At 63.5% G+C, this 22,839-nt stretch carries 19 protein-coding genes; 1 reads left to right on the top strand and 18 read right to left on the bottom strand.

Annotation, left to right across the window (positions count from 1 at the left end; genetic code table 11):
* Nucleotides 1-25: 25 nt before the first annotated feature.
* The 17 genes from ftsH to AC1DYX_RS03890 form a co-directional block, all read right to left on the bottom strand.
* Nucleotides 26-1,972 carry an ATP-dependent zinc metalloprotease FtsH gene (gene ftsH, locus AC1DYX_RS03970; RefSeq protein WP_477256517.1) on the bottom strand — a complete coding sequence of 649 codons (1,947 nt, stop codon included), beginning with the start codon at nucleotides 1,970-1,972 and terminating at the stop codon, nucleotides 26-28.
* A gap of 180 nt (nucleotides 1,973-2,152) precedes the next feature.
* Complete coding sequence (locus AC1DYX_RS03965; RefSeq protein ID WP_477256487.1) at nucleotides 2,153-2,365, bottom strand: holin; 213 nt, start codon at nucleotides 2,363-2,365, stop codon at nucleotides 2,153-2,155.
* Between the two features lie 108 nt (nucleotides 2,366-2,473).
* Nucleotides 2,474-2,947 carry a lysozyme gene (locus AC1DYX_RS03960; RefSeq protein ID WP_477256485.1) on the bottom strand — a complete coding sequence of 158 codons (474 nt, stop codon included), beginning with the start codon at nucleotides 2,945-2,947 and terminating at the stop codon, nucleotides 2,474-2,476.
* A gap of 21 nt (nucleotides 2,948-2,968) precedes the next feature.
* Nucleotides 2,969-3,220 (bottom strand): hypothetical protein, encoded by a 252-nt coding sequence (locus AC1DYX_RS03955; RefSeq protein WP_477256483.1) that lies wholly within the window; start codon nucleotides 3,218-3,220, stop codon nucleotides 2,969-2,971.
* Nucleotides 3,217-3,429 carry an HP1 family phage holin gene (locus AC1DYX_RS03950; RefSeq protein WP_477256481.1) on the bottom strand — a complete coding sequence of 71 codons (213 nt, stop codon included), beginning with the start codon at nucleotides 3,427-3,429 and terminating at the stop codon, nucleotides 3,217-3,219. The genes AC1DYX_RS03955 and AC1DYX_RS03950 overlap by 4 nt, the downstream gene beginning before the upstream one ends.
* A complete protein-coding gene (locus tag AC1DYX_RS03945) occupies nucleotides 3,426-3,917 on the bottom strand; it encodes a hypothetical protein (RefSeq protein ID WP_477256479.1) in 492 nt (163 codons plus the stop codon). The genes AC1DYX_RS03950 and AC1DYX_RS03945 overlap by 4 nt, the downstream gene beginning before the upstream one ends.
* Complete coding sequence (locus AC1DYX_RS03940) at nucleotides 3,917-6,448, bottom strand: phage head spike fiber domain-containing protein (protein ID WP_477256477.1); 2,532 nt, start codon at nucleotides 6,446-6,448, stop codon at nucleotides 3,917-3,919. Before AC1DYX_RS03940 ends, AC1DYX_RS03945 begins: the two co-directional genes overlap by 1 nt.
* Complete coding sequence (locus AC1DYX_RS03935; protein ID WP_477256475.1) at nucleotides 6,445-7,020, bottom strand: hypothetical protein; 576 nt, start codon at nucleotides 7,018-7,020, stop codon at nucleotides 6,445-6,447. The genes AC1DYX_RS03940 and AC1DYX_RS03935 overlap by 4 nt, the downstream gene beginning before the upstream one ends.
* Nucleotides 7,021-7,121: 101 nt before the next feature.
* Nucleotides 7,122-12,110, bottom strand: a complete 4,989-nt coding sequence (locus tag AC1DYX_RS03930) for a hypothetical protein (RefSeq protein ID WP_477256473.1) — start codon at nucleotides 12,108-12,110, stop codon at nucleotides 7,122-7,124.
* Nucleotides 12,110-13,573 (bottom strand): hypothetical protein, encoded by a 1,464-nt coding sequence (locus AC1DYX_RS03925; RefSeq protein ID WP_477256470.1) that lies wholly within the window; start codon nucleotides 13,571-13,573, stop codon nucleotides 12,110-12,112. Before AC1DYX_RS03925 ends, AC1DYX_RS03930 begins: the two co-directional genes overlap by 1 nt.
* Entirely contained in the window at nucleotides 13,570-17,865 is a 4,296-nt protein-coding gene (locus tag AC1DYX_RS03920; RefSeq protein ID WP_477256469.1) for a hypothetical protein, read from the bottom strand. The genes AC1DYX_RS03925 and AC1DYX_RS03920 overlap by 4 nt, the downstream gene beginning before the upstream one ends.
* Nucleotides 17,866-17,905: 40 nt before the next feature.
* Nucleotides 17,906-18,172, bottom strand: coding sequence for a phage tail assembly chaperone (locus AC1DYX_RS03915; RefSeq protein ID WP_477256467.1), 267 nt, complete (start codon nucleotides 18,170-18,172; stop codon nucleotides 17,906-17,908).
* A gap of 56 nt (nucleotides 18,173-18,228) precedes the next feature.
* Nucleotides 18,229-18,672: a hypothetical protein gene (locus AC1DYX_RS03910; RefSeq protein ID WP_477256465.1), complete on the bottom strand. Its 444-nt coding sequence runs from the start codon at nucleotides 18,670-18,672 to the stop codon at nucleotides 18,229-18,231.
* Nucleotides 18,673-18,767: 95 nt separating this feature from the next.
* Nucleotides 18,768-19,979 (bottom strand): phage tail tube protein, encoded by a 1,212-nt coding sequence (locus AC1DYX_RS03905; RefSeq protein WP_477256463.1) that lies wholly within the window; start codon nucleotides 19,977-19,979, stop codon nucleotides 18,768-18,770.
* A 70-nt stretch (nucleotides 19,980-20,049) separates the two neighbouring features.
* Nucleotides 20,050-20,448 (bottom strand): tail completion protein gp17, encoded by a 399-nt coding sequence (gene gp17 / locus AC1DYX_RS03900; RefSeq protein ID WP_477256461.1) that lies wholly within the window; start codon nucleotides 20,446-20,448, stop codon nucleotides 20,050-20,052.
* Nucleotides 20,449-20,675: 227 nt separating this feature from the next.
* A complete protein-coding gene (locus AC1DYX_RS03895; RefSeq protein ID WP_477256459.1) occupies nucleotides 20,676-21,218 on the bottom strand; it encodes a hypothetical protein in 543 nt (180 codons plus the stop codon).
* A gap of 70 nt (nucleotides 21,219-21,288) precedes the next feature.
* Nucleotides 21,289-21,672 (bottom strand): hypothetical protein, encoded by a 384-nt coding sequence (locus tag AC1DYX_RS03890; RefSeq protein ID WP_477256457.1) that lies wholly within the window; start codon nucleotides 21,670-21,672, stop codon nucleotides 21,289-21,291.
* A gap of 99 nt (nucleotides 21,673-21,771) precedes the next feature.
* On the opposite strand from AC1DYX_RS03890, the gene AC1DYX_RS03885 reads away from it, so the two are divergent.
* A complete protein-coding gene (locus AC1DYX_RS03885) occupies nucleotides 21,772-22,482 on the top strand; it encodes a LexA family transcriptional regulator (protein ID WP_477256455.1) in 711 nt (236 codons plus the stop codon).
* Between the two features lie 13 nt (nucleotides 22,483-22,495).
* Here the strand turns inward: AC1DYX_RS03885 and AC1DYX_RS03880 are convergent.
* Nucleotides 22,496-22,839, bottom strand: a 344-nt coding sequence (locus AC1DYX_RS03880; protein WP_477256452.1) for an RNA-guided endonuclease InsQ/TnpB family protein, incomplete at its 5' end; no start/stop codon positions are given.

The raw sequence follows: 22,839 nt of genomic DNA, 5'->3' as shown, positions 1-22,839 counted from the left end.
AGACGCGCCGATGCCGCCTCGTGAATCAGCGTCCGGACGGCGTGCGCGCCGGCACCTGGGGGTCGCGCTCGGCCGGCGACGGGAACGTCAGCATACCGGCTGCAGGCGTGCCGGCGTCGGGCATACCGGCGTCGGGCATGCCGGCGTCGGACCGGGTCGCGTGCGCGTGCACGAGCGCCTGCAGCGCATCGCGCTCGACGGTCTCCTGGTCGAGCAACAGCCGGGCCAGCGCATCGAGCAGCGGCCGCTGCTCGCGCAACGTGGTCCGCACCCGTTGGTGCGCTTCCTCGAGCAACCGCGCGACTTCCCCATCGATCAGGCGTGCCGTGCGCTCGCTGTACGGCGCGTTCTGCACCGGCGCCGGCACGTACGACGCGCCGGCGTGCTCGAACGTCGCGAGCCCGACACGTTCGCTCATGCCGTATTGCGCGACCATGTGGCGCGCGAGGTCGGTCGCCATCTGCAAATCGTTCTGCGCTCCCGTGGAGACGTCGCCGAACACGAGTTCCTCGGCCACCCGTCCGCCGAGGAACACGTCCATCCGGTCCAGCAATTCGCTTTTCTTCAGCAGGTAACGGTCCTCGGTAGGCAGTTGCTGGGTGTAGCCGAGCGCGGCGATGCCGCGCGGGATGATCGACACCTTGGCCACCTGGTCGGCATGCGGCCGGAACTCCGCCGTCAGCGCATGTCCCGCCTCATGGTAGGCGACCGTTTCCTTTTCCATCGGATTGATGAGGCGCGAGCGCTTTTCCAGGCCTGCGATGACACGGTCGACGGCCTCGTCCAGCTCGGCCCGCTCGACCCTGTCCTTGCCGCGTCGTGCCGCCAGCAGCGCGGCTTCGTTGATCAGGTTGGCGAGGTCGGCACCGGACAGGCCCGGCGTCCTGGCGGCCACGGCGCCCAGGTCCACGTCGGGCGCCAGGCTGACCTGGCGGGCATGCACCTGCAGGATCTTCTGGCGCCCTTTCAGGTCGGGCCGGTCGAGCGCGACGTGGCGGTCGAAGCGGCCGGGCCGCAGCAGGGCCTGGTCGAGGATCTCCGGGCGGTTCGTGGCGGCGAGGATGATCACGCCCTTGTTGGTGCCGAAGCCGTCCATCTCGACGAGCAACTGGTTGAGCGTCTGTTCCTGCTCGTTGTAGCCGCCGACGACGCCCGCCACGCCGCGCGCACGGCCCAGCGCGTCGAGTTCATCGATGAAGATGATGCAGGGCGCCACCTTTTGCGCCTGCACGAACAGGTCGCGTACGCGTGCGGCGCCGACGCCCACGAACATCTCGACGAATTCCGAGCCGCTGATCGAAAAGAACGGCACGCCGGCCTCGCCCGCCACCGCCCGCGCCAGCAGCGTCTTGCCGGTGCCGGGCGGACCGATGATCAGCACGCCTTTCGGAATGCGCCCGCCGAGCCGCCGGTAGCGCTGCGGGTTCTTGAGGAACTCGACGATTTCCATCAACTCGTCGCGCGCCTCGTCGATGCCGGCCACGTCGTTGAAACTGACGCCGGTCTTGCTCTGCATATAGACGCGCGCCCGGCTCTTGCCTACGTCAAACAACCCGGCGGCCATCCCGCCCCGCTTGACCAGGCTGCCGTACATCCAGAACAGCAGTACCAGTGGCAACATCCACGACAGCAGCATCAGCCATTCGCTGTGCGGTTCGCCGGCGTAGCGCACGTGCGCCGCGTCGAGGTCCTTGACGAGGTCCGGGTCGTCCACGCGCGTCGTGCTGAATGGACACAGCCCCGCATCGTTGCACTTGAGCGCTGCGGCACGCTCCCGCGGCAGCACGGCGTCGAGTCCGCCGGACTTCAGCGTGCCGGACACGCCCGTCTCGGACAGCGTGACCTCGTTGACCTTACCGGCGTGGACGAGCTGCCTGAATTCGCTGTACGCCAGTGGCGACGACGTCATCAAGTTCGTTACCGACTGGACCAGCATGAACAGGACGATGGCGAACAGCCAGTACCACAGCATGGGCCGGAACGCCGGGCTGCCGTTTGGCTTGCGCAAGGGGTCTCCGGCCGGACCGGTGTCGGTCGACGTTTCCCTCGTATCGGATGGTTCCTTCACGTAACCTCCCCGCACCACGCGCGCCTCGTCGGGTAGTGCCGTCCGGCATGACGGACGTCCTGATTCATCGTGCTGATCCTGAGTTTACGCCTGCCGTTCCAACTGCGCCAGCCGCGCTTCGCACTCCCGTTGCTCGCGCCGGTCACGCCGGTAGGTATAGACGGCATTGGTCACACAGGTCAGGACGGCAGTCGCGATCCCGACGGCCGTGCCGACGTCCGCCAGGGTCAGCGACGCCCCGATCGATGCCATGCCGGCAACATAGCTCGCCACGCCGAGGATGCCTGGTCTGCTCATAGCTGTTCTCCCCCCATCGATTGCGCTGCCCCTTCCCAAGGGATCTTCGACGCCGCAGCGCCCTCGCTCGCCAGCGCGGCACGCCGAGGCGTTCAAGGATGGCGGCGATCATGGCAGGCCCCGCATGCACAATTCGCGCTCGCGCTGCCGGCGGCGGGTCAGCCCCGCCACTTCGCGGCCGGCTACCTTATTCCACTGCAGCAGCGCATCGCATGCACCGGCCATGTCGCCGGCATTGACCTTGCGCGCCATGCTCGAACCGCAGAACGCCTGCACGCCGATGTTGTAGGCGGCGTCGACGAACGCCACCTTCTGGCCGTCCGTGAGCCGGTCCAGCGGCACGCACGTCGCGATGCCGACGGCGTGCCGCTCCAGGTCGCGATCCAGCTGGGCGTCGCATTCGGCCAGCGTGTAGCTCTTGCCAGGCTGCGCGTTCTCCGTGGCCCCGTCGCAGTAGGTCAGCATGCCGCCAATATCGCGGTACGTCTTGAGGGCGCGCCCCTCCTGCACGGGAACAAACGCCAGCAGCGCGGTGGCCGCGACGGCACCAACCAGGGCGAGTAGCCTGCGCCGAGGTCGCATGGTAGTCTGATCGGCCGCCATTCACTCCCTCCCTTCGTTCGCCAGGAATGCGCCGAGCTGCAGCCAGCCGCGATACACCTGCAACGCCACCTTGGCCGCGACCATGGCCAAGCCCATGTAGCGGAACGTATTGGCACCGAGATGCGGCGCGAGGGCCGGCATCCAGCCCTCCACCGTGGAGATGATCCGGTCGGCGAACGGGTACAGGATCAGCAGCGCGCCCCATACGTTCTTGCGCGCCAGTTCCAGGCATGTCTTGATACGTGCCATCATGACTTGGCACCCAACCGGGCCAACGTGGCTTCGGTTTCGCGTTGCTCACGCCGATCCCGGCGGTGCATGTAGAGCGCGTTGAGGAAAAACGTCGCCAGCGCCGTGATGATGCCGACGATAATGCCCCATTGCGTGAAGGTCAGCGATGCCACGATCGCCACGACGGCGCCGGCGTAGCTGCCGGCTTCAGGTGCGCTTGGTTGATTCATGCTTGCCTTGATATGGGCGTAAAAAAACCCGCATTTGCGGGCTCGCGGAGGAAGCTGAGGGCCGCATACAGCGTCCCGGGATCGAATCGGGCCGGATCCGGCATGCCGAGGGCCGCGGCAACGGCCTCGCTGCAGAACCATTTGCGCTTGTCGTCGCCAACAGCCGACAGGACGAAATGCACGTTGCCGGGCAGGTCGTATCCCTCTCCCTCGTGCGCATCGAACCACGCCAGGGCCGGCTCCGCCAGGTGGCCAGGCAGGTCGACAAGGTCCCACAGGTCCGGATCGACCTCGAACCATTTGAACCGCACGCCGCCATCCATGTAGGACGATGACGCCGCCTGGCTGTCGGCGCCCGGACCACCATCGAAGAAGATCAGCTCGACGTGCGAGTAGGGACTGCGCGTCCACCAGCGCGCCAGGCGGTTGTAGATGCCCGGCACGCCGGCGTGCGTACCTTTGTAGAAGGCTGCCATGAACTTCGCCATCAGATCTCCTCGATTTCAATGGTGGTTGAGTAAGCCGCGGCGTACTGGATCGCGACGTCGGCATCTTTGCTGCGGCGGCCGTAGACCATGTTGTCGCGCTCAAGCGAGAGATCTGCCGAACCCGGGAACAAGCTCAACAGGATCGGATACGCCCGGCTGTTGCGCAGGATGCCCGCGAGCGCCGCGCGGTCGGACGCCGGCATGGCCGACAGGCTGACCGGTACGCGGCGGTACGTGTAGCCGGCGTTGGCGCCCTGGTCGCCGGCGTCGGTGCGGTAAAGCTCCGTCGTATCCACCGAGGTCATCGTCGCATCCGACGCGTTGTACGCCGGCGACCAGTACGGCCCCGCCACCAGGCGTGCAGCCTCGACGTAGCCCTGCAGGTTGTTCGTGTCGACGATGTCGACCGCCATGCCGTACGCCTGCACGGCCGCGGGCAGCCACGTGCGTGCAAAGGCGCCTCCACCGTAGGCGTACGCGCTGGCGGCTTGGGCTGCTGTCCAGCCACGCAGCGTCACCGCCGGTGCCGGGCAGGCCGGCGCGGCGCCGCTGTCATAGGCGTATGACTGCCAGCCGTCGATGAACCCAGGCGGCCGAGTGCCCAGCGGGCTGGCCCAGACGTCGGCCGCGCGCGTCACGGCCGCGGTCGTGGTAGGGATATAGGACGAGGGCCACGTCTGCGCCTCGACCTGTACCCGCGTGGCAAGGATTGATGCGCCGAGTACCGTCGAGGCGCTCGAGTCGGGGTAGACAATAAAAGAGGCCCCCGTTGAGGCGTTGACGTAATTTCGGGTAATCTGGACAACGGTGTCCACCGTAGCCGACAGGTTGGCGATCAAGAACAGTCCGCCATTCTGGCCCCCGACAGTGCCAGGCCCTTCCAGAGTCAGGCACACGGAATCGGCATTCGCACCCCACAAAGGACCGCCGGAAGTCGTGTCGTAGAGCCCGACAGACACAGTCGTCACCGCGCCGGCCCGAAGGGCAATCGTGGCGGTCAGCTTTCCGCCGGCAGATACTGTTCCAACGCTAACGGCTTTTTGCTCGTTGGAACCGCTCGTCGTTTTTGCCAGTACCTGGTAGGTGTCGAAGCCCCGGTAGGTCGTGCCCGTGGCAGGCGTCACGCTGGCATTGCCGCTCCACCCAGTCGTCAGGGTGCCGGAGGCCGTCACAAGGTTGGTCGATGCGACCTCGAGCCGGAGCTTCGGCGGAGCGGAGAGGTTGTTCGGGTTATAGGTCCAACGGGCCACGTCATTTGCGGCCACCTTCAGTGTTCCGTCGCCGGACATGTACGTAGCGGTCGAGGCCCTCGAGGTGAAGGCGTCTGCCGACGGGTAGTAGCTGGTCGCTGCGGGCGTGTACGCCAGTTGCTTGACGCTGACGTTATCGATGTAAGTCGAGCCCGTGGAGCCCCGCGCGAACGTCAGCCAGGAAGTGGTAGACGTCGCCACGAACGTGATGGCATAGGTCCCCACATTGATCGTCCCCGAGCTGTACACGTTGGAAGAGTTTACCGTCGTGCCAACGCGCATCAGCACGCCCAGGCTGGCGGCAGAGAAGCTGACGCAGTACGTAGCCCCGGGGACAGTGGCAAAACTTTGGGACAGGTTGGCGTTGTTACTGCCATCACCAGCCAGGGCCGCTGCGCCCCCGCCGGTGCTGCTCCAGTTCACACTCGACGTTCCCGCCACCGTAACCGTCCAGCCGTTGATCGTGTAGTCAAACGTTCCGTTCGTTATGAGCTCACTTCCGAGCGTGGACGGAACAGCCTCAAGCTGCGCACCCCACAGGTACAGGCCACTCACCCCGTCTCCGGTATACGTCGTCGTGACTGCGTCCGACTGGAGTCCGATGTAGTTGGTTCCGGAGGTAGCCTTCGAGGGGATGAAGAACACGACGCAGCGGTACCAGCCATTTCCATAAGATGTGATTGCCCCTGTGACGCCTGCGCCCGCAGAGCTGGAGATCGCTCCGGTCTGCAAGTCAAAGATGACGTAGGCTGAAAAGGCGACCGCACTGAAAACCGAGGAGAACCCGACGCGCACATAGCGCCGTGTTCCCTGCTTTGCAAATACCGACATCGCGTATGGGGTGCCAGCAGCAAGCGAGATGGTCGGCGTGCGCAGCTCGTGGGCAACGCCAGCCGTAACGTCCTCACGCACGAACTGGGCATTGAACGAGCCATCCGGTGCAGTGGTCGCGCACGGGGTGGCGATGCAATTCGTGCGCGTCCACGGCGAGGCAGACATCGCCTCGCTCGTGGTGAGCATGTTCGTGACCGCCGGCTCGTTCGTCAGCCGTACGCGCATCGTCGCCGTTGGCGAAAGGTTGCAGAACGGGAGCGCGACGGCCTGGACGGTTTCCGGCGTCGGCCAGGCGGCATAGATTGACGCGGCGATCCCGGTGGCACGCCAGACGTCGGACTTCGTGTCCGTCTGCAGATTGGCCACCGCCAGGGCGCCGGCCGTGCTGCTCGCAGTCAGCGTTGCACGATCGGCCGCGTTGTCGGATACGATGCGCAGGTTGCTCATGAAACCTCCGTTGTCAGGGTTGCGAGATCGGATTTGAACTGCAGGACGCGTGCCGCCACGTCGCCGTTGCTCGCCCCGTGCCGGACATCCTCCTTCGCGCAGAGGCGCAGATCGCGTATGGCGTCGAGGATGACGTACCAACGGTCGGCGGTGGCAATGATGTCGTCGGCCGCTTGCCGGGCGGTCCAGCCTTCCCGATACTTGGCCCTGACCCAGCTGGCGACGCAGGAAGGAACATCGTCGGACGGATAACCGGCAGCCTTGAACGCACGCGCCTGCTGCTCGGACCGCTTGTATTCCTCCGTGTTTGTTTGTTTAGAAATAACCTCAAGTCGAACCAGATCGGCGGTACCGTCGATCGTGACGATCGCCGCTGCTACCGCGCTCGCCAGCGACTGGGTTTCAACCCAGACAAGAGCATCACCGGATTGGCGAATCTCGCAGGTCGGTGACGGCGCCGAATCGCTTGGTGTCATGTCGACATAGGCGCCATTGACCTTGCGCAGATATTGCTTTGCCTCGAAGCCTTCCGGCAGCAGGTCGATATACAGACCGTCGACGGGGGTGGCCATATACGGCCCCGTTCCACCGAACGGGAGTATCTCAGGGCGGTGTGCCCCCGACCATTGGCGTACCCAGCCATCTTCGTCGAGGTAAGCGTAGTTGCATTGGTTCATAGTGTCGAACTTTTGACGTTGGTGGAAATAGTGACGTTGGCGTAGCTGTTGGAGGTTACGTTCCCTTGGCTACCGACATACGCAGTTACCTTGAAATAGACTCCAGCTCCCGTCCGATTTGAATCAGCCGCAACACTGAATTCATAGGTATTACTTACATACGTGGTTGTCGAGTTCCACGTACTGCCGTTGGGGGTGGAGGCGTACGCGGTCCATTGCGCTACCTGAGTTGTTTCACTGCCCGCAGCCGTTCCCCGGTACAGGGTCATGATGCAAGCGCCGGGCTGGCCGCTCTGGCTGTGGATCTCCCCAGTAACGGTGATAGCAACCTTATGCGCCCCAGTGAGACCCGTACCACTCGCCAGAGTCACAAGGGTTGTTTCGGTCGTAGTGCATGGGTTGAACGTGTTCGAGACGGGGCCGGTTGGTGCTCCACGAATACTCAGGACCCCCAGTTCAGCGGAGCCATCAGCGTTGAAAGAAAAACCTGCACTGCCTGACGAGAAATTGGAAGACCGCAGGTAGCCGCCAGACGCGATCGTGAGGGTGTAAAAATTTCCCGTGACCGCTGATAGCGAACCCGAAAATGAACCGCTGGCGGCGGACAGCGAACCAGCAAACGTTCCGGTGGCGGCGGATAACGAACCCGCAAAGGTTCCAGTGGCTCCAGACAGCGATCCCGCGAACATTGCCGCCCCGGTGCCTCCATTCAAGGTAAATGTAGGATTTCCGCCACTGTCATAGGCTACGATGCCGTTCTTGTTGATGCCGACGCCATAACCGCCGTTGCGGTTGCCGTTGCTGTCCCAGGTCAGCGAGCCGGCCGAGATACCCGCGCCGCCGGCCAGGATGTTCTGCGCCGACTTGGACAGGCGATCGCCGATCGAGGCATTGACCGACGGGTCCAACATCGCAGACGTGACGACGGCTTCAAGCCGGATGTCCTGTGCGGCCTGTGCCGCCGACGTTGTGGAGCCACCGCCGCTGTAGTTGAACCAGACACCAACTGTACAGGTTCGGGCAGCAGCTGGGATTGCGCGACCCGTACCTGCGCCGAACTGGCCGCCTTGACGTGCCCATCCCGTGATCGTGACCGCGCCGAAGACGTAACCCGACATGGTGCCGCCCCAGCCTGCATTTCCCAGGAATGCGCCAGTGTTGTCATAGAAGTTGACATAGATGTACGTGTTGCGGTCATTGGCGCCGTCCTTGTACAGGTTGGCCGTCAGCAGGTAAGTCTTGTTCGGGTCGATGGCGATACGCTTCACCGTCTCGACCTTGCTGTCCAGTGGGGATGCCGGGCTATAGAAATACTTATCCGTAGCCGCCCCGGTTACCGTGGTGCCGCCCTGGATACTGATGTTCGCGCCCAGCGTCCATGCGCTCGGTTTCTCGATGAAGGGGTCTTCGTTTAGGGCCACACCCTTGCTCGGCGGGATGAAGGTGGCGTTGTCCTCCGGCTTGCCGGCCCCTGAGACTCCGCTCCAGGTTGCGGTAGTTGCGGCGCTGTTGATGCTGGGCACCAAGACGTTGTTGTCCGTCGACGAGTCGTAGAAATCGAACGCCAAATTGTCGAACACACACACTGAACCATCTGCCCACAATCCGCCCGGCATCCCCGACCATGCGGCCATCTGGTAAATCGTGGCACCCCAAATCACCTGCCCGGAAGCGACGCGCGCTGTGAACGGCACATGCTGCCAGCCCGAGACGGTCTTGTTTGGTACAGGCACAATGGTGTCAACGAACGTCGTAAATGCTGAATTGGTGAACAGCCGGATGAGGTAGCCTGGCGAACCGCCACCGGCATTGTTCAAAATGTTGATGTCATACGAGCCTTGCAAGAACGTGCCCGCCGGTAAGGGGGTCACGAAGTTCACCGCCGCATACATGCCGGTGTTACTTGCAACCGTGTACTTGACTGCATAGGGTGGCGTGCGGAAATTTGAGGTTTCCCTTACCGGGTATGACCCCGACCAATATGTCCATCCAGCGGGGAAAGTACCCGTCCAGTCTGAGAACTGAGGGTTAAATCCCAGCGCCGTCACAGCATCGGCAGCGCTGACCGTCGCGTTGTCGGCCGGTTTGCCCGTACCGCTCACGCCGGACCAGTTCGCCAGCGTGGCCGCCTTGGCCGCGATCGCGTTCAGTAATTTCTGCTTCTCGTCATAGCACGCGGTCCACTTGCTGCGCCATGTGGCCCCGTTGATCGGCGAATCGACCGTGGTGTTGGCCCAGTCGCCAGGAATCGATACGAGGTAATCGGACAGGTTTTGATGCGCGGTGTTGTAAGCACTCCGGCTGACACCGAGCGAATCTGCCTGCGCGATCAGGGACGCCCAKTCCGCATCAGCGGCCTGCCAAGCTGCAAAAGCTGCCGACTTTTCGCTCCTGGACAGCGTGTTGTCGTCCGCGATCGCACTGAGCGCCGCCATGGCTTCGTCGGAACCGACGCCATAACGGCCAATAGCGATCCAGTCGATTTCAAAGACATCGGACGCCGAACTGCCAAGGTCCAGGCGCAAATGCATCACAGTTGCGCCCGCCCAATCCGCAGGATTACTTGACATCGACATATCCCACTCAACCACGACCCACCCCGTCGCAGCCAAGCCCATCGTCGGGTCTTGCGCAATACCCTTGAAGTACCCGCCGTCTTCACCGTGATTCGCATTACCGTAAAACAGTGTGCCATCCCAACCTGAACCATTGATGCGACGAATGCGCGCACGGATCTTGTCGTACTTGCCACCGTTGATACTCAGGTTATCGACTGCAATCATCGGGTCGCTGTTGTGCGCCGTCACCGTGATCGAGTTTGCATTGGGCGTGACGTCCGTGGCGTTCTCGCCGTACCAGCCCTGTGACGTGTTGCTGAAGTCGTAGGTGATGAACGGCGAGAATGCGGCTTTCGAACTGATATCAGCGGCAGTTTTGGCTTCGCGCGAACTGGGGAACCACTCCGAATACACATCGCCTTCCTGGACGATCAGTTCGTCGATGTGGATCTCGTCATTCGGCACAACGACGCCGTCATTGCAGTCGATATAGATTCGTCCGTACTGCTCAACCACAGACCCCCAAGTAATACGGAACGTGTAAGTCTGCCACGTTGTCATCAGCGGAGGATTTGACACCCATGTCGTATTCGATGGGGCGTTATTCCACTGCAGGAGCATATGGCTGAAGCCCGAGCCATTCACCTTCTTCGCTTTGAACGAAATGACGTAGTTTTTACCAGACTGCCAGCCCCCCTGCACGCCGCCCGTCACGGTACCATCAATGTACACGTTGCTCGACACAAGACCGAAGGTGCTTGCACCGTTGGCATTAGCCCGCAAACCGTACGCAAGGCCGCCGGTGCGGCCTACCACCCGCACATACGTGGCTGAAACACCGGCATTGTTGTACGCGGAATAGCCGTTCGGGCGATTGTTGTCCGATGTGCTTTGCACCTCGAAACTACTGTTATTCATCAGGTTGTCGCCACCGAGCGTCGCGGCAAAATTCGATGCGTTCGCGCCGACGGTAGCATTGTCCTGCGGTTTGCCGCCGCCGGACACGCCCGACCACACGGCCGTCTGCGCTGCGGAGTTGATCGCAGGCGTCAGGTCGCTATTGAGCGTGCCCGGAGCTGCATTTGCCGGGTTCAGCTGGCCACCAGCCTGCAGCATGATCGACCCGTCCGGGTTCATGATCTTGATCGAGCGGCACACGAGGTTGCCGTCGTTGTCGACCGTGAAGGTGCCGCCGCCCAGGTTGATCGAGCCAGCGTTGATCGCACCCAGGTTGGCTGTGATCGCCGACAGGGTTGCCACCTTGAGCGAGGACCAATACGGAGTCGACCAGGTCACTTTGTCGGTCGTCGGGTCGTAGATGCCATCCGACTGGTACAGGTACTGCCCCGCCGTCAGCGTCGGAACAGTCGCCGACCATGTGCCCGTGATTCCGCCGCTGTTCGCGGCAGGAAGACTGGTCTTGCCGGTCGTCTGCGCAGGCGCGCTCGTTGCGCTGCCGGTCGCCGATGCGCAATAGGCGGTCACATACGATGCGCCCTGTTGGCCAGGGCCGCCGTTCGTACCGGCATAGCCAATGGCGATCACGCTTGCGCTGGACCAGTTGAACACGGTCGTGCTGTTCGCCGCAGAATCCGTAAACTGCACACTGGCCGCCCACAGCGTCATGCCCGCCGATGGCGAAGTCCCTGGCGTCAGGGACCAGCCGGAAGGCGCCGCGCCAAACGCGCGGGTCGCCCAGGTGTAGGATGTCGCGCCGATCGGGCCCGCCGGGATGGTGGCGGCCCACTGGTAGACGGTAGCGGTCGCGGATTGCAGTCCGTTCGCTCCATTGCCGCCGTTCTGCGACCATGCCTCGACCGTTGCGTTGATATAGCTGACGGGCGACGTGGTCGCTGCCGCTGCGGCCGACACCGGCTTCGAGGCGACGTACAGGCGCAGGCCCGGCGTCCCCGGATTGGCGGGTACGGTCGCACTCCACCCATCGGCTCCGGTGTAACCGCCATTCGACACAGTGGCCCAGGTGAACGTGCTCGTGCCGGCTGGTGCCGCCGGCGCCACGGATGCCCACTGGTACAAACGGGCCACGCCCGTCTTCACGCCGTCATTGCCCGCGGCGCCGTCAGCCACCCTGGAAACGGTCGCGGTCGCGGTGTAGCTTTGACCCTCGACGGTGATGGTCGCCGTGATCGTGCCCGATACGGCCGAGAAACTGGAAAAGTCGAGCGTGGCGGTGTTGCCGCTGACGGAAAGCGAAATGCCGCCAGTGGACGACCAGGTAACGGTGCCGGACATGCCCAGAAGCTTCGCGGTGAACGTGAACGTAGCCGGCGAAGCCGTCAGCCCGTCCGCCGCCACCTTGAACACCGCGCTCGACGGCGTCATGAACATGCCCCGGTCGATCGGCGGGGTATAGCGCGGCGCCGTGCCCATGATAAGCACGTCGCGATCGTTGACGACAGTCGCCATCAGATGGTTACCTCCAGAGTGGAACGAAGAGTGCCCCAATCGACCGAGCGCGAGGTCACGATGCCGACCTTGCCGGCGGCGAGGCCGAAATGGTTACTGAAAAGCTTCACGGCCTGGCCGAGCTCGGTGAGCAGCTGCGCCGGCGTGGCTTCGAAACGGTACGTCGTGCGTGGCACCATCACAATCGCCAGGCGCCGGTTGGCTTCGGCCTGCGCGTCCGTCTTGCGCAGCAGGCAGGTCTCGACCAGGTCCGGCTCGGCATCGAGCTTGTACGTCGCCTGTACGGCGGCGTCGACGGCCGTCACGGACAACCACTCCTGCGCGTACAGATTCTTGTGCGCATCCGGCAGAGACGTCTGCAGGTTGCCCTGGACGGTCCAGTTGCGGCAGTAGCCGATCTTCACGGCAGCCGCCACCTCGGTGCGGTTGACGATGCTGATGCTGCGGTCAAGTTGCTGCGATGGCCGGATCTCAATGGTCGCCGACGTCGGCATCGCGAACTGGATCAGGCGCAGCCTGCCCGTCATCGACATCACCAGCTGGGCGCCGACGCTGCGTGCCAGCTGCTGGCACGCGACCAGAACGTTGGTCCGCTCGGTCAGATACAGGCCGACCGGCTGCGGGTTCGCCGTGTCGAAGGCCGCCAGCTGGGCGGCATCGAGGTCCGCCGCAGCGAAACGTGTGGTCGACTTGCCGCGTTGCGTCACCAGGTATTGCACGAGCTGGCTGATCGTGTTCACGTAGGCGCCGTTGAACTTCGTGCCCTGCGCGCTGCAGGTCACGGCGCCCGGGCCGACCGCCTCGTAGAACACGAAGCGTCCTGTGCCCGGCGTTACGGTCACGGCACCGCGCGGCTTGCCGTCCGTGCGCACCTCGATGACGCCCTCGTTCACGCCGTCGCCGAAGGCGTACTCCAGCGTGTTCGGATTGGTCTGCACCGGGCTGATATTGCTGGCTTCGCCCAGCAGGACCGGGACCAGGGCGTCAGGGTTCGTCGCGCCGGCGCCGACCTTCACGTCGGTGACTGGCGTGTTCAGGCGCTCCAGCTTGTTCGCCAGGCGCAGGTTGAGCCGGTCGCGCGACTTGCAACCAATGTCGATGACCGTGCCGGCAAAGACCTGGCGGAAGTCGGCTCGATCCCAGCGCACGTCGCCGAGGAAGGCATTCACTGGCTGATTTGCCCAGATGTCGTCGAGCCAGGCGTCGCGCGCGCCGTCGCCGTTATGGATCTCGATATCGCCGGCGGACAGGCTGGTATCCGAATCCATCGAGATCGACTCGGTCACTGTCAGGCCGCCGGCGACGACGGCCTGATATGGCGTGCCGGCCGAGCCGACGTATGCCTTCGTCGACAGGTATCGCGTGATGTCGACGCCGGCGCTCTTGACGCCGACTTCGAACAGCATCACGCGCTGCGCGCCGGCGTCACCCAGCCACGCGGCGAATTGTGCATCAGTTATCAAGATACGATCCTTTTTGAATTACTCGCGGACCAGGCCGAATCCGTGGCGGCATTGCGAACACCCTCCACCACGATGTCGGCCGCTTTCTCGGCGCTTGCCTCGCCTGCCTGGATCAGGTCGCCCGTTCGCTTGAGCGCTTCGGCGCGCAGCCCCTTCACCTCGTCACGCAGGGCCTTGACCTCGGCCACCAACGGCGCCATGTCCATGGTTCCCATGCGCGCGTAGTCGATCTGCGTGGACGACTGGGTGAAGGCCGGCAAGTCCTGACCGGCGAGCGCCGCCGGCAAGTACTGCACGCCTTGAGCGATCGCGGTCAGGGTCGCGCTGATGTCCGCCAGGGTCGCCGCCGAATCGTTCAGCGCGTCCAGGCTCGCCTGCGCCACGTCGGCCGACTGCGTCGCCCACTGGGCCAGCTGGTCGTTGGCCTGCATGACGGTCGCCAGGTCGGACGAATACTGCGCGTCCCCGCCGTTGATCTTCTGCGACATCTGAAGGAAGGTCTGTTCGGTCGACTGCAGGTTGCCCTGCGCGGCCTTGTCACCGGCGGCGGCCTGCTGGCGGGTCTGTTCGAACTGCCGGCGCGCCTCGACGTACTGCTGCTCGGGCGTGAGCGTCGACAGGCTTCCCAACACAAGGCTGCTGTTCAGCCCTGTTGCCGTGGTCGCGAACGACTGCATCTGGCTGACGAAATTGCCCAGGCTGGTCTTGGCCGCATCCTGTGCGTCCTTGACCTGCTTGGCTGCCTGTACCTGGTCGAACAGCGCCTTGTTGCTGTCGTCCAGTGCATCGCGCTGCTTGGCCAGGAGTTGAGTCGACGTCATCGTCAGCTCGTCGAGCTGATCCTGCAGGTCGTTCCGTTCACTGGCTACGGCATCGGTGACATCAAAGAATGCCTGCTGCAGATTCATCAGCATGGCGTACGTTTGCGCCCCCGCCTGGGTGGAGGCATCCAGCCCGACGACGAAGTCCCTGAACATTTTCTGTGCGTTCGGACCTTCCGTACTCAGCCCATACTGCGCCAACACGGGGTTCAACTTCGCTTTCGTAGCGTCCCGCTGCTCGGCCTCCGTGTAAAAGTTCTGCATGAAGGACTTGGCCGATGACGCAAACTCGTCCAGCCCGCCAGATGCCTCGACAAGGCGTTCCTTCGCCTCCAGGGACATGCTGCCCAGAGGTTTGCCCATCGACGCAAACACGCTATTCACACCCTGCACATCGGAGGCGACACGTACCAGCGTTTCGCCCAGGCCCTCGCCCATCTTCTGGAACTGCGCGATGGTCGGGAATAACTGGGTCGTTACCTTATCGAAGGCTACGCTCACCCCGGCGTTCAGGGCGTCGGTAAGGTCTTGCCCTTTGAGCCCGCGGAGGCTGACGCCGAAGTCCACGTTGATGTTGTTGATCGCCCTGGTCAACGAGGCGCTGTCCTGGCCAAGCTTGACGCCGGCATCGACGAGCAGGTCACCCATGTTGTCGAAGATCAGCGAGAAGGGCTTCATCGCCTCGGCCGACAGCGCCTTGTAATTGGTGTCGGTTCGCGTCCAGCCTGAGCGGAACATGCCGCCATCGCTGGTGGTGTACACGTCCTCGTACTGCCGGCCGGTGCCGTGCCCGCTTCGAAGCTGACCGAAGGTGCCGGAGAACTGCACGCCGCTATCGGTAATGTCCTTGGTATGGGACGCACCGACGAACGCCTTGTCGGACGATGCGACGGTACCAAAAGCGCTGCCACCCGTGATGCCTGCTGTTTGCAAAATGCCCTTGGCCGCACCGCCCAGCGCCGATGCGATGTTCTTCAGCGCGGTGAGCATCGAGTTCTGGTAGCCGAGCGCCAATTCGGAGTTCTTCTTCATGATCTCGAGCGAATTCGCGATGGACTCGGATTTGGCTTTCGAATCGCCCAGCACGGTTCCGGTGCCCTGCACCTTCTGTCGCTCCTCGGCGGAGTTGGGATTGACGCCTCCACCCTTGCCTCCACCACCAAAGGCACCGCCCAACACGGCTGCGATTGCAGCCGCGGCAGCGGCAGTACCCCAAGGCCCGAGGGCGCTCATGAACGAGAGGAATACGCCTGGGATCTTGCTGGCATTGCGAGCTGTCTCTCCGGCAGCGACCGCGCCGGTTTCAACGCCCTGACCCGAGACCGTGGCGGTCGCTTTCGCGCCGGTCACAAACAGATGGGTGTACAGCGATTCCATTTGAAAGGCCAACTGGATCAGGTGAAATTCTTTCTCCATACCTGCGAGCAGCTTGTATCCAGCCGACTTCTCCTTGAAGAAGCCTTTGGCGGCGCCAGCCATGTCGCCGTACGACTTGATCTGCGCTTGCGCCGTTTCCTCTGCGGCCACCTGATTGGCGCGCTCGATCTTGGTCTTGTCGCCGCCGGCATCGTTCGTTGCCGATGCCAGCTTCGCGGCGATCGTGGCCTGTGTACGCTCGTAGCCCGTGAGCGCGGTCGTCATGCCGCCGATCGCCTTCCCGACGCTGCCAAACGCATCCGCCATGCCTTTCGCCGCAGATTGCGCGGCCTGGTCGAGGGCTGACATGCTCTCGACCATCGCATTCAGATCTTGCAGGTGTCTATCGAACCGGTCCTGCTTTACCGTCTTTTCGAAATCGTCGTTGATCTGCTTCGAGACTTCCGCGTCTCGCTCTCCCTTTTTGTCCTGCAACCGACCAAAGAGCTCGTCGTTGGAAATCCCGAGTGACCAGTCGGGCTGTTGGTCCTGCCGGACTTGCGGCGCTGCCGCCTGGCGATGACCACTCGCAGCCTGAACGTTGCTCTTGGCAGAGGTCCCGGAGGCCGAGCTCCCCAGGCCGCCCGTGAGTCCCTTCTTCTTCTTCGCCTGTTCAGCGGCCTCGTTTGCGATTTCACTTTGTGCGAGTTCGTCGACGTTTTTATGGATCGCGGCAACCGAGTCCTGGTGCGCTTTCGTGATGTCCCGGGTACGTTCCGCAAACGACTTTTGTCCGGCAGCGGCCGCGTCCAGTTTGGCGACATAGGTATCGATGGAGGATGCGATCCCCGTCGCGCCGATCATGGAAAATCCTTTGGCCGCGGCTGCCAGATAAACAGCCAGCGATTTCTGCATTTCCGAAACGGATTTATCCCATGCAAAACTGATGAATTCCCACGCCATTTGGGCGCCATACTTGAGATGTTCCCAACCAGTCAGCGTGACTTCGACAAACGCCAGCCCGGCCAGGCGCGCTTCGACGAAATTGTCGTTCAGCCAGCTGCCGATCTCCCATCCGGCAAAGGCCGCCATCATCAAGCCGCCCGCAAGCTTCACCTTGGACAGCGATCCTTCCGCCAGCTGTGCGGAAACACTCATGCCCCCGAAACTGTTCGTCAGCACGTCCGTGGTACTCGCACCAATCGCCATCGCCAGGCGGACGAGCAACACTTGCTGTTCGAGGGCGGCAAACACCGTCGTGACGGCCGTGACGACGGCAGGTCCGGCGACGAACACGGCGAAATACGCGGCCCCGATTTCGGCTGCGACCTTCAGGCCGGACACGATGGCATCCGCATGTTCGCGGAACGCTTTCAATGCATCCGTGACGGCCTCGATCGCGGCCCGGGCGGCATCGCCGAGGCCCGCTTGCGACAGGCTGAGCGTAAACGCGCTCCATGCATCGTGCAGGTTGCCGATCGCACCATCGAGGGTGTCGCTCTGGACCGCCATGGCGTCGCCGAATTTCGTCTTCGCCAGCTTTTGCAGATATGCCTCGATTTCCTTCGCGTTATTGCCGATTGATTCGGTCGCTCCCTGGAAAGTCAGCGATACGCGGCCGCCGTTTTTCTCCGCGCTGATACCGAGCTTTTCGAGCTCTTCGAAATTGCCTTGCGCTGCGTCGGCGACGGCACCGACGACTTTGTCCAGGCTTTCACCGAGGCCTGCGGCCGTGTTGCCATATGCCCGCAATGCCTTTTCGGATGGGTCCAGTCCAGCCATCCGCAGCTTGATGAACGCCTTGGCGGTTTCCTCCACACTGAATGGCGTGGCGGCGGCCAATGACTGCAGGTCCTTGAATGCCAGTGCCGCATCGCCGACCGATCCCGTAACAAACGTGAGCTGTGCCCTCAGCTTGTCAAACTCACGTTGGGCGTCGAACATTTTGGCAAGCGCTTCGAACGCCTTGCCGAGATTCTCGACCGCTTCCACCGTTTTGGTGATCGCCTCCGCCGATTCGAGAAAGCCCATTTCCGAGCCGCTATTGGTCATGCCTTCTCCAACTGAAAAAGCCACCACCAGGGTGGCTCGAATAAAAATCGCCGATGCGCGCATACCGTCGTCGAATGACGGCAGAGCGCACGACACCGGCAGCTCAATCGCCCTTGTGCATCGCCTCCATCGCAATCGCATCGAACACGTCGATCATGTCCAGTTCCCACGCGCTGAACTCGACGCGATGCAGGGCCTGGTACGCGAGGATGTCCTGCGGCGTGACCGGGCCGGGGCCGTTGATCGTCAGCGACCGGCCCATGCGCCGGAAGGCCTCCCACACGGGGCGTCCCAGCCGCGGCCAGGCGATGTGCAAACGCGGATCGACCTCGCCCGTGTTCTGCGCGACGCGCTGCAGGTGGGCGCGCAACGTCGCGCCGTCACCCTGCCGCGCGGCGAGTGCGTACTCGGCGCGGCAGCACTCCGCTAGGCTTTCGCGGAGTCGGCGATAAAAAGCTCGGTCTTGTTGATGCCGGTGCGGACCTGCTGGCGGATCCATTGCTTCGTCGGATCGATCAGCAGCGCGCGCACGTTGGCCGGCGTGCACTCGAGCGGCTGGCCGGCGCGGGTGACGTTCCAGCCCAGGCAGGCCGCCACCAGGTATTCGGTTTCGTCATCATGGTCCTCGAGCGGGTCCGAGGCCGGCATCTTGCCGGTCGCCGCGAACTCGGCGCGCAGCTTGCGCGTGCGCGCCAGGTCGATGCGCTTGCGCGATTCGTGTTCCGGGCTGGCCAGCTCGATCCAGGTATTGGTCGGCTCCTTGGTCCTGGGGTTTTGCAGCACGAGCTTGCCGCTCGGGACGTCGTCGAAGGCGTCGATGTCGAGGTTGGCGACGAGCTTGTTCAGCAGAGGGGACGGTTGTGCATTCATGGTTTCTCTTTCGTGGAAAAATAAAAATAAAGATGTCCGGACCGGCCGCCGCGCCCGCGCAGGGCGGCGGCAGCCGGGGCCGGTGTGGGCGCGGATTACAGCGCGCTGTCCTGCACGGCGATGGTCGTGAGGTCGGTTGCGAAGTTCGTGCCGCCGTTCACGTTCAGCAGGGCCTGGAACGGGATCGTCTGGATCAGGATCTTCTCGCCGTCGTCCTTGGCCGCATCGCTCAGCTTCAGGCGGCCGATGCTGAAGGCGACGAAGTCCGAGCCGGCCGAGTTATCGGCGGTGAACACGGCATAGGCCGAGATCTCGGATTCGTTGTAGAAGGCGTCGCGCAGCGCGGTCGAATCGAACTTGGCCGTCAGCTGGCCGGTCACGACGACGCGGCCGGACGCAACCTGGTCGGCCACGTTCGCGCCGATGCCCGGTTCGCTGGACTGGCCGCAGGCGATGTCGATGCTCATGCTGGTGATCGTGCCGCCGGACACGCCGCCCACGGACACCACGCCGTTCACCGCCGCCATCGTGCCGGTCACGGTGACCGGCGCGGGGCTCGTGAAGTACTGGGCGGCGCCCGCGGTCGCATCCTTGCCGGCGAGTTCCACCGAGATCGTCGACATGCCGGTGGCCGGCATGGCCAGCGACACCTTCGACACCTTGCAGCCGCTGAACACTTCGCTGGCCGGGACGTCCGGGAACCAGTGCTCGATCGAGAACGACTTGTCGGTATGGCCGGTCTGCGGCACCATCGTCTTCTTGCCGATCACGGTCACGGTCGCGCTGGCGATCGGACCTTCGGCAACCAGGGCGCTGCCGTTCAGCGTGCGGCCGGTCAGCACGGTCGCAGCGACGCCGGTGACCAGGATGTTCTTGCCGAGGTTGCTGGCATTGAACGCGCCCGCGGTCAGGCGCACGACGTCGCCGATCTTCACGCCGTCGGTCAGGAACGAACCCGTCGCGCGGGTGAGGGTCCAGGCGCCGGACGTGCCGGCGACCGTGATCGAGGCGCCGGAGATCGCCACGCCGGCGGCGAAATCCTTCTTCAGCGCGGCGGCGATGAAGTCAGCATAGGTCTTGGCCGACAGTTCGCCGGCGATCGTGCCGCCGACCTTGCGCAGGCCGTGACGGAAATCGGCGACCTGGAAGTCGGTACGGATCTCGTTGCTCTGGAACGTGTCTTTGGACAGGTTGAGCGACGACGTCACGCGGCGCAGCGCCTGCGCGGCGGATTGCGCCGGCAGCACGCCGTAGGTGGTCTCGGGCTTGTAAGTGACCTGCTTGAATACTCCGCTTGCGGTTCCCATGTTTCTCCTTTAGGRCATAAAAAAAGCCCGCAAGCGCATGCTGTGCGGGCTGGTTGACGAAATCGATGAATCAATCGGCTTCGTAGTAGGTGACGCCGAATTCGAGCGACTGGCGGAAGGCGCCGGCATCGTCGGTGACGTCCGGCCCGGTCTGCTCGCGTACGACACTGACGACGTCCAGGCCGGCGATACTGCCGCTCTGCAGGTTGCAGGCGCGGCGCACCGCCGCGAGCAGCGCCTTGGTCTGGTCGTAGCCGGCGCTGACGGCCGTGACCTGTACACGGGCCGTGACGAGTGCCGCTGCGCCGCGACCGCTGGAGCCGGGTTCGGGCACGCAGGCCAGTTCGGCGACAAACAGCGTGGGCAAGACCGCCGGATGCGGCTGCGGTGCGCCGGACAGGACCTGGCCTGCCGGTACACCCAGGTCGGCCGCACCGGCCAGCAGCGCACGGATGACGTTGGTGGACATGGCTTCCTTTCGTTCGAGGTAAAAAAAAGCCCGGATCGGATCCGGGCTTTCGATGGGCGAGCAGCGTCGCCGCTGTGAGGGTCTGTCGCGTGTTTCGGCTATCGGTGGCGGGGGTGCCGCGCATTACGGGTGCCGAAAGAATGTAGGTCGAAGTATAAACAAAACTACTGTGTTTTTATACAGCAGCAGCCTAAAACACGAAATAATTTCAGGCTGCGCTGCGGCGCCTAACGGCTGCGCAGGCGGCGGTTCGCCAGGCGCGCCTGGCTGGCGGCGATGTTGTGCAGTTCGCTCACCATGTCCTTGACCCGCTCGCGCACGAAACCGCCGGCACAGTCGATCGGCGCTTCGCCGTTGCCGCCACATGCGGCGCAGGTGCCGGCCTGCGCCAGGCCGGTACCGGCACACGCCTTGCACGTACTGTCGAGCCAGTAGGCGAGCGAATGCTCGGCGACCGTGCGATACAGCTTGTGCGCGGCCTGCGCGTCCCAGGCGGTGTTTTCGGGCACCCAGCGGCGTGCGCGGCCGCGCCTGGTCACCTGCGCCGTCCACAGCCGCAGCAACTGCGCCAGGTTGGCGGTATTGCCTTCGAACGCCTTCGCGGCGAGGCGATCCGCATACTTCACGCGGTACAGCAACAAGCCGATGTCGCCCGTCGCTTCGGCCGCAGCAAATGCCGCCGCCATCAATGGATCGGCATGATGGTGCCGGTCGTCGTTCGTCAGGTTCAGCGCGCCCAGCGCCTGGATATAGCGGTCTGCAAACCCCATTGCTTCCTCCTTGATCTCCCGGCCATGCCGGCCCTCCGCAAGCACGATGCCGGGACGTTGTATCTGATTGTTATCGGTGACGCGCCGGCCCGAACAAGGCGGCCACCAGCGTATCGCGCCGCCCGACGGGCGGGTAACTGCGCACGCTCGTCTGCACGGGCGCGAACAGGTCGTCGTCCGTCTCCACATCCGCTGCCGGGGACGTTGCCGGGACCGGCGCCGGCCCGGAATGCCAGAGATATTGCCAGCGCGGTTGGCCCAGGTTGACCTTCTCGCGATGGACGCGCCCCCGCTCCAGCAGGCGGTCCAGGCGCAAGCGCGTCGCCGCCAGTGAATAACCGGTCTCGTGTGCGAGCTGGTCGGCAAGGCGCGGCCCTGCGCCGAGCAGCGTCTCGATGGCCCCTTCCAGCGGGTCTGCGGCATGGCTCGTATGGCGTGCGTGCGTCGTTCCCATGAAAACCCTTTCAAAGGTTTAGTATTTGACGTAGAGTATAGAACTCTAAACTGATTGACGTCAAGAACACTAAACCATAAAAAGTTTAGAATACTTAACATGAACCTCTTATCCGACCGCCTCGACCACATTTACCGCACCGTGCCGCAACTGGAAGGCGAGCGTGGCCAGACTGGCCTCGTGAAGGCATCCGGCGCCTCGAAGAGCGTGGTGAACCAGTGGCTGACAGGGAAAATCAAGTCGATGGATATCCGCTACGCGCTGAACATCGAGCGCGAGCTCGGGTTCTCGCACATCTGGCTGATGACCGGCGAAGGCGATCCGCGCCAGGCCCCCTTCCACCATCTGAAGGAAGGCATACCCGTGCGCTCGCTGGACAACGACGACGCGGAATTCGTCCAGATTCGCATGGTCAAGCTGCGGCTGTCGGCCGGGATCACGGGCTTCCAGGCGGAGCCGGAGCGCCGCGACGGCGGCACGCTCGGCATGCGGCGCACCTGGATCGAACGTCACAACTACCATCCCGACCACCTGCTCGCCATCCTCGTCAAGGGCGAGAGCATGGAGCCCTCGCTGTACGCAGGCGACATCGTCATCATCAACACGCAGGACAAGAAACTCGTGGATGGCGCCGTGTATGCCTTCAACTACGAAGGCGAACCCGTCGTGAAGCGCCTGACGCGCGACGCCGGCAAATGGTGGCTGACGTCGGACAATCCGGACCAGCGCAAATACCACCGCAAACTCTGCCAGGGCAATGCCTGCCTCGTCATCGGCCGCGTCGTGCGCAAGGAGAGCGACCGCATTTGACGTCCTCCCCGCCCTAAAAAACGGGGATTCCTACAGCTAGCGTCGCACGTCCGCGACGGAGAATGTTTATCGCAGCATTGGTATCGCGATCATGTCGACAACCGCAAACACTACACTGCCACTCTCTTATTCCAAGGCCCGCGATACCTTTCGGCCGCGAATCGGGCATGGCGCCGCAATTCGAACAGGCTTGGGAAGTAAAACTTTCATCGACTTCCTCGAACCACGCGCCATGCTTGACAGCCTTGTACGCCAGTTGATGTCGGAAGGTCGACCAGCCGGCATCGAGAACAGACTTCGCCATGCCGGTCCTGGCGAGTCTGGCGGCGGCGACATTGCCGACCGCGATGTAGTCGA

It is taken from the genome of Massilia sp. P2_C2 (assembly GCF_056404615.1).
This window is presented reverse-complemented; position numbering and strand designations above follow the sequence as displayed.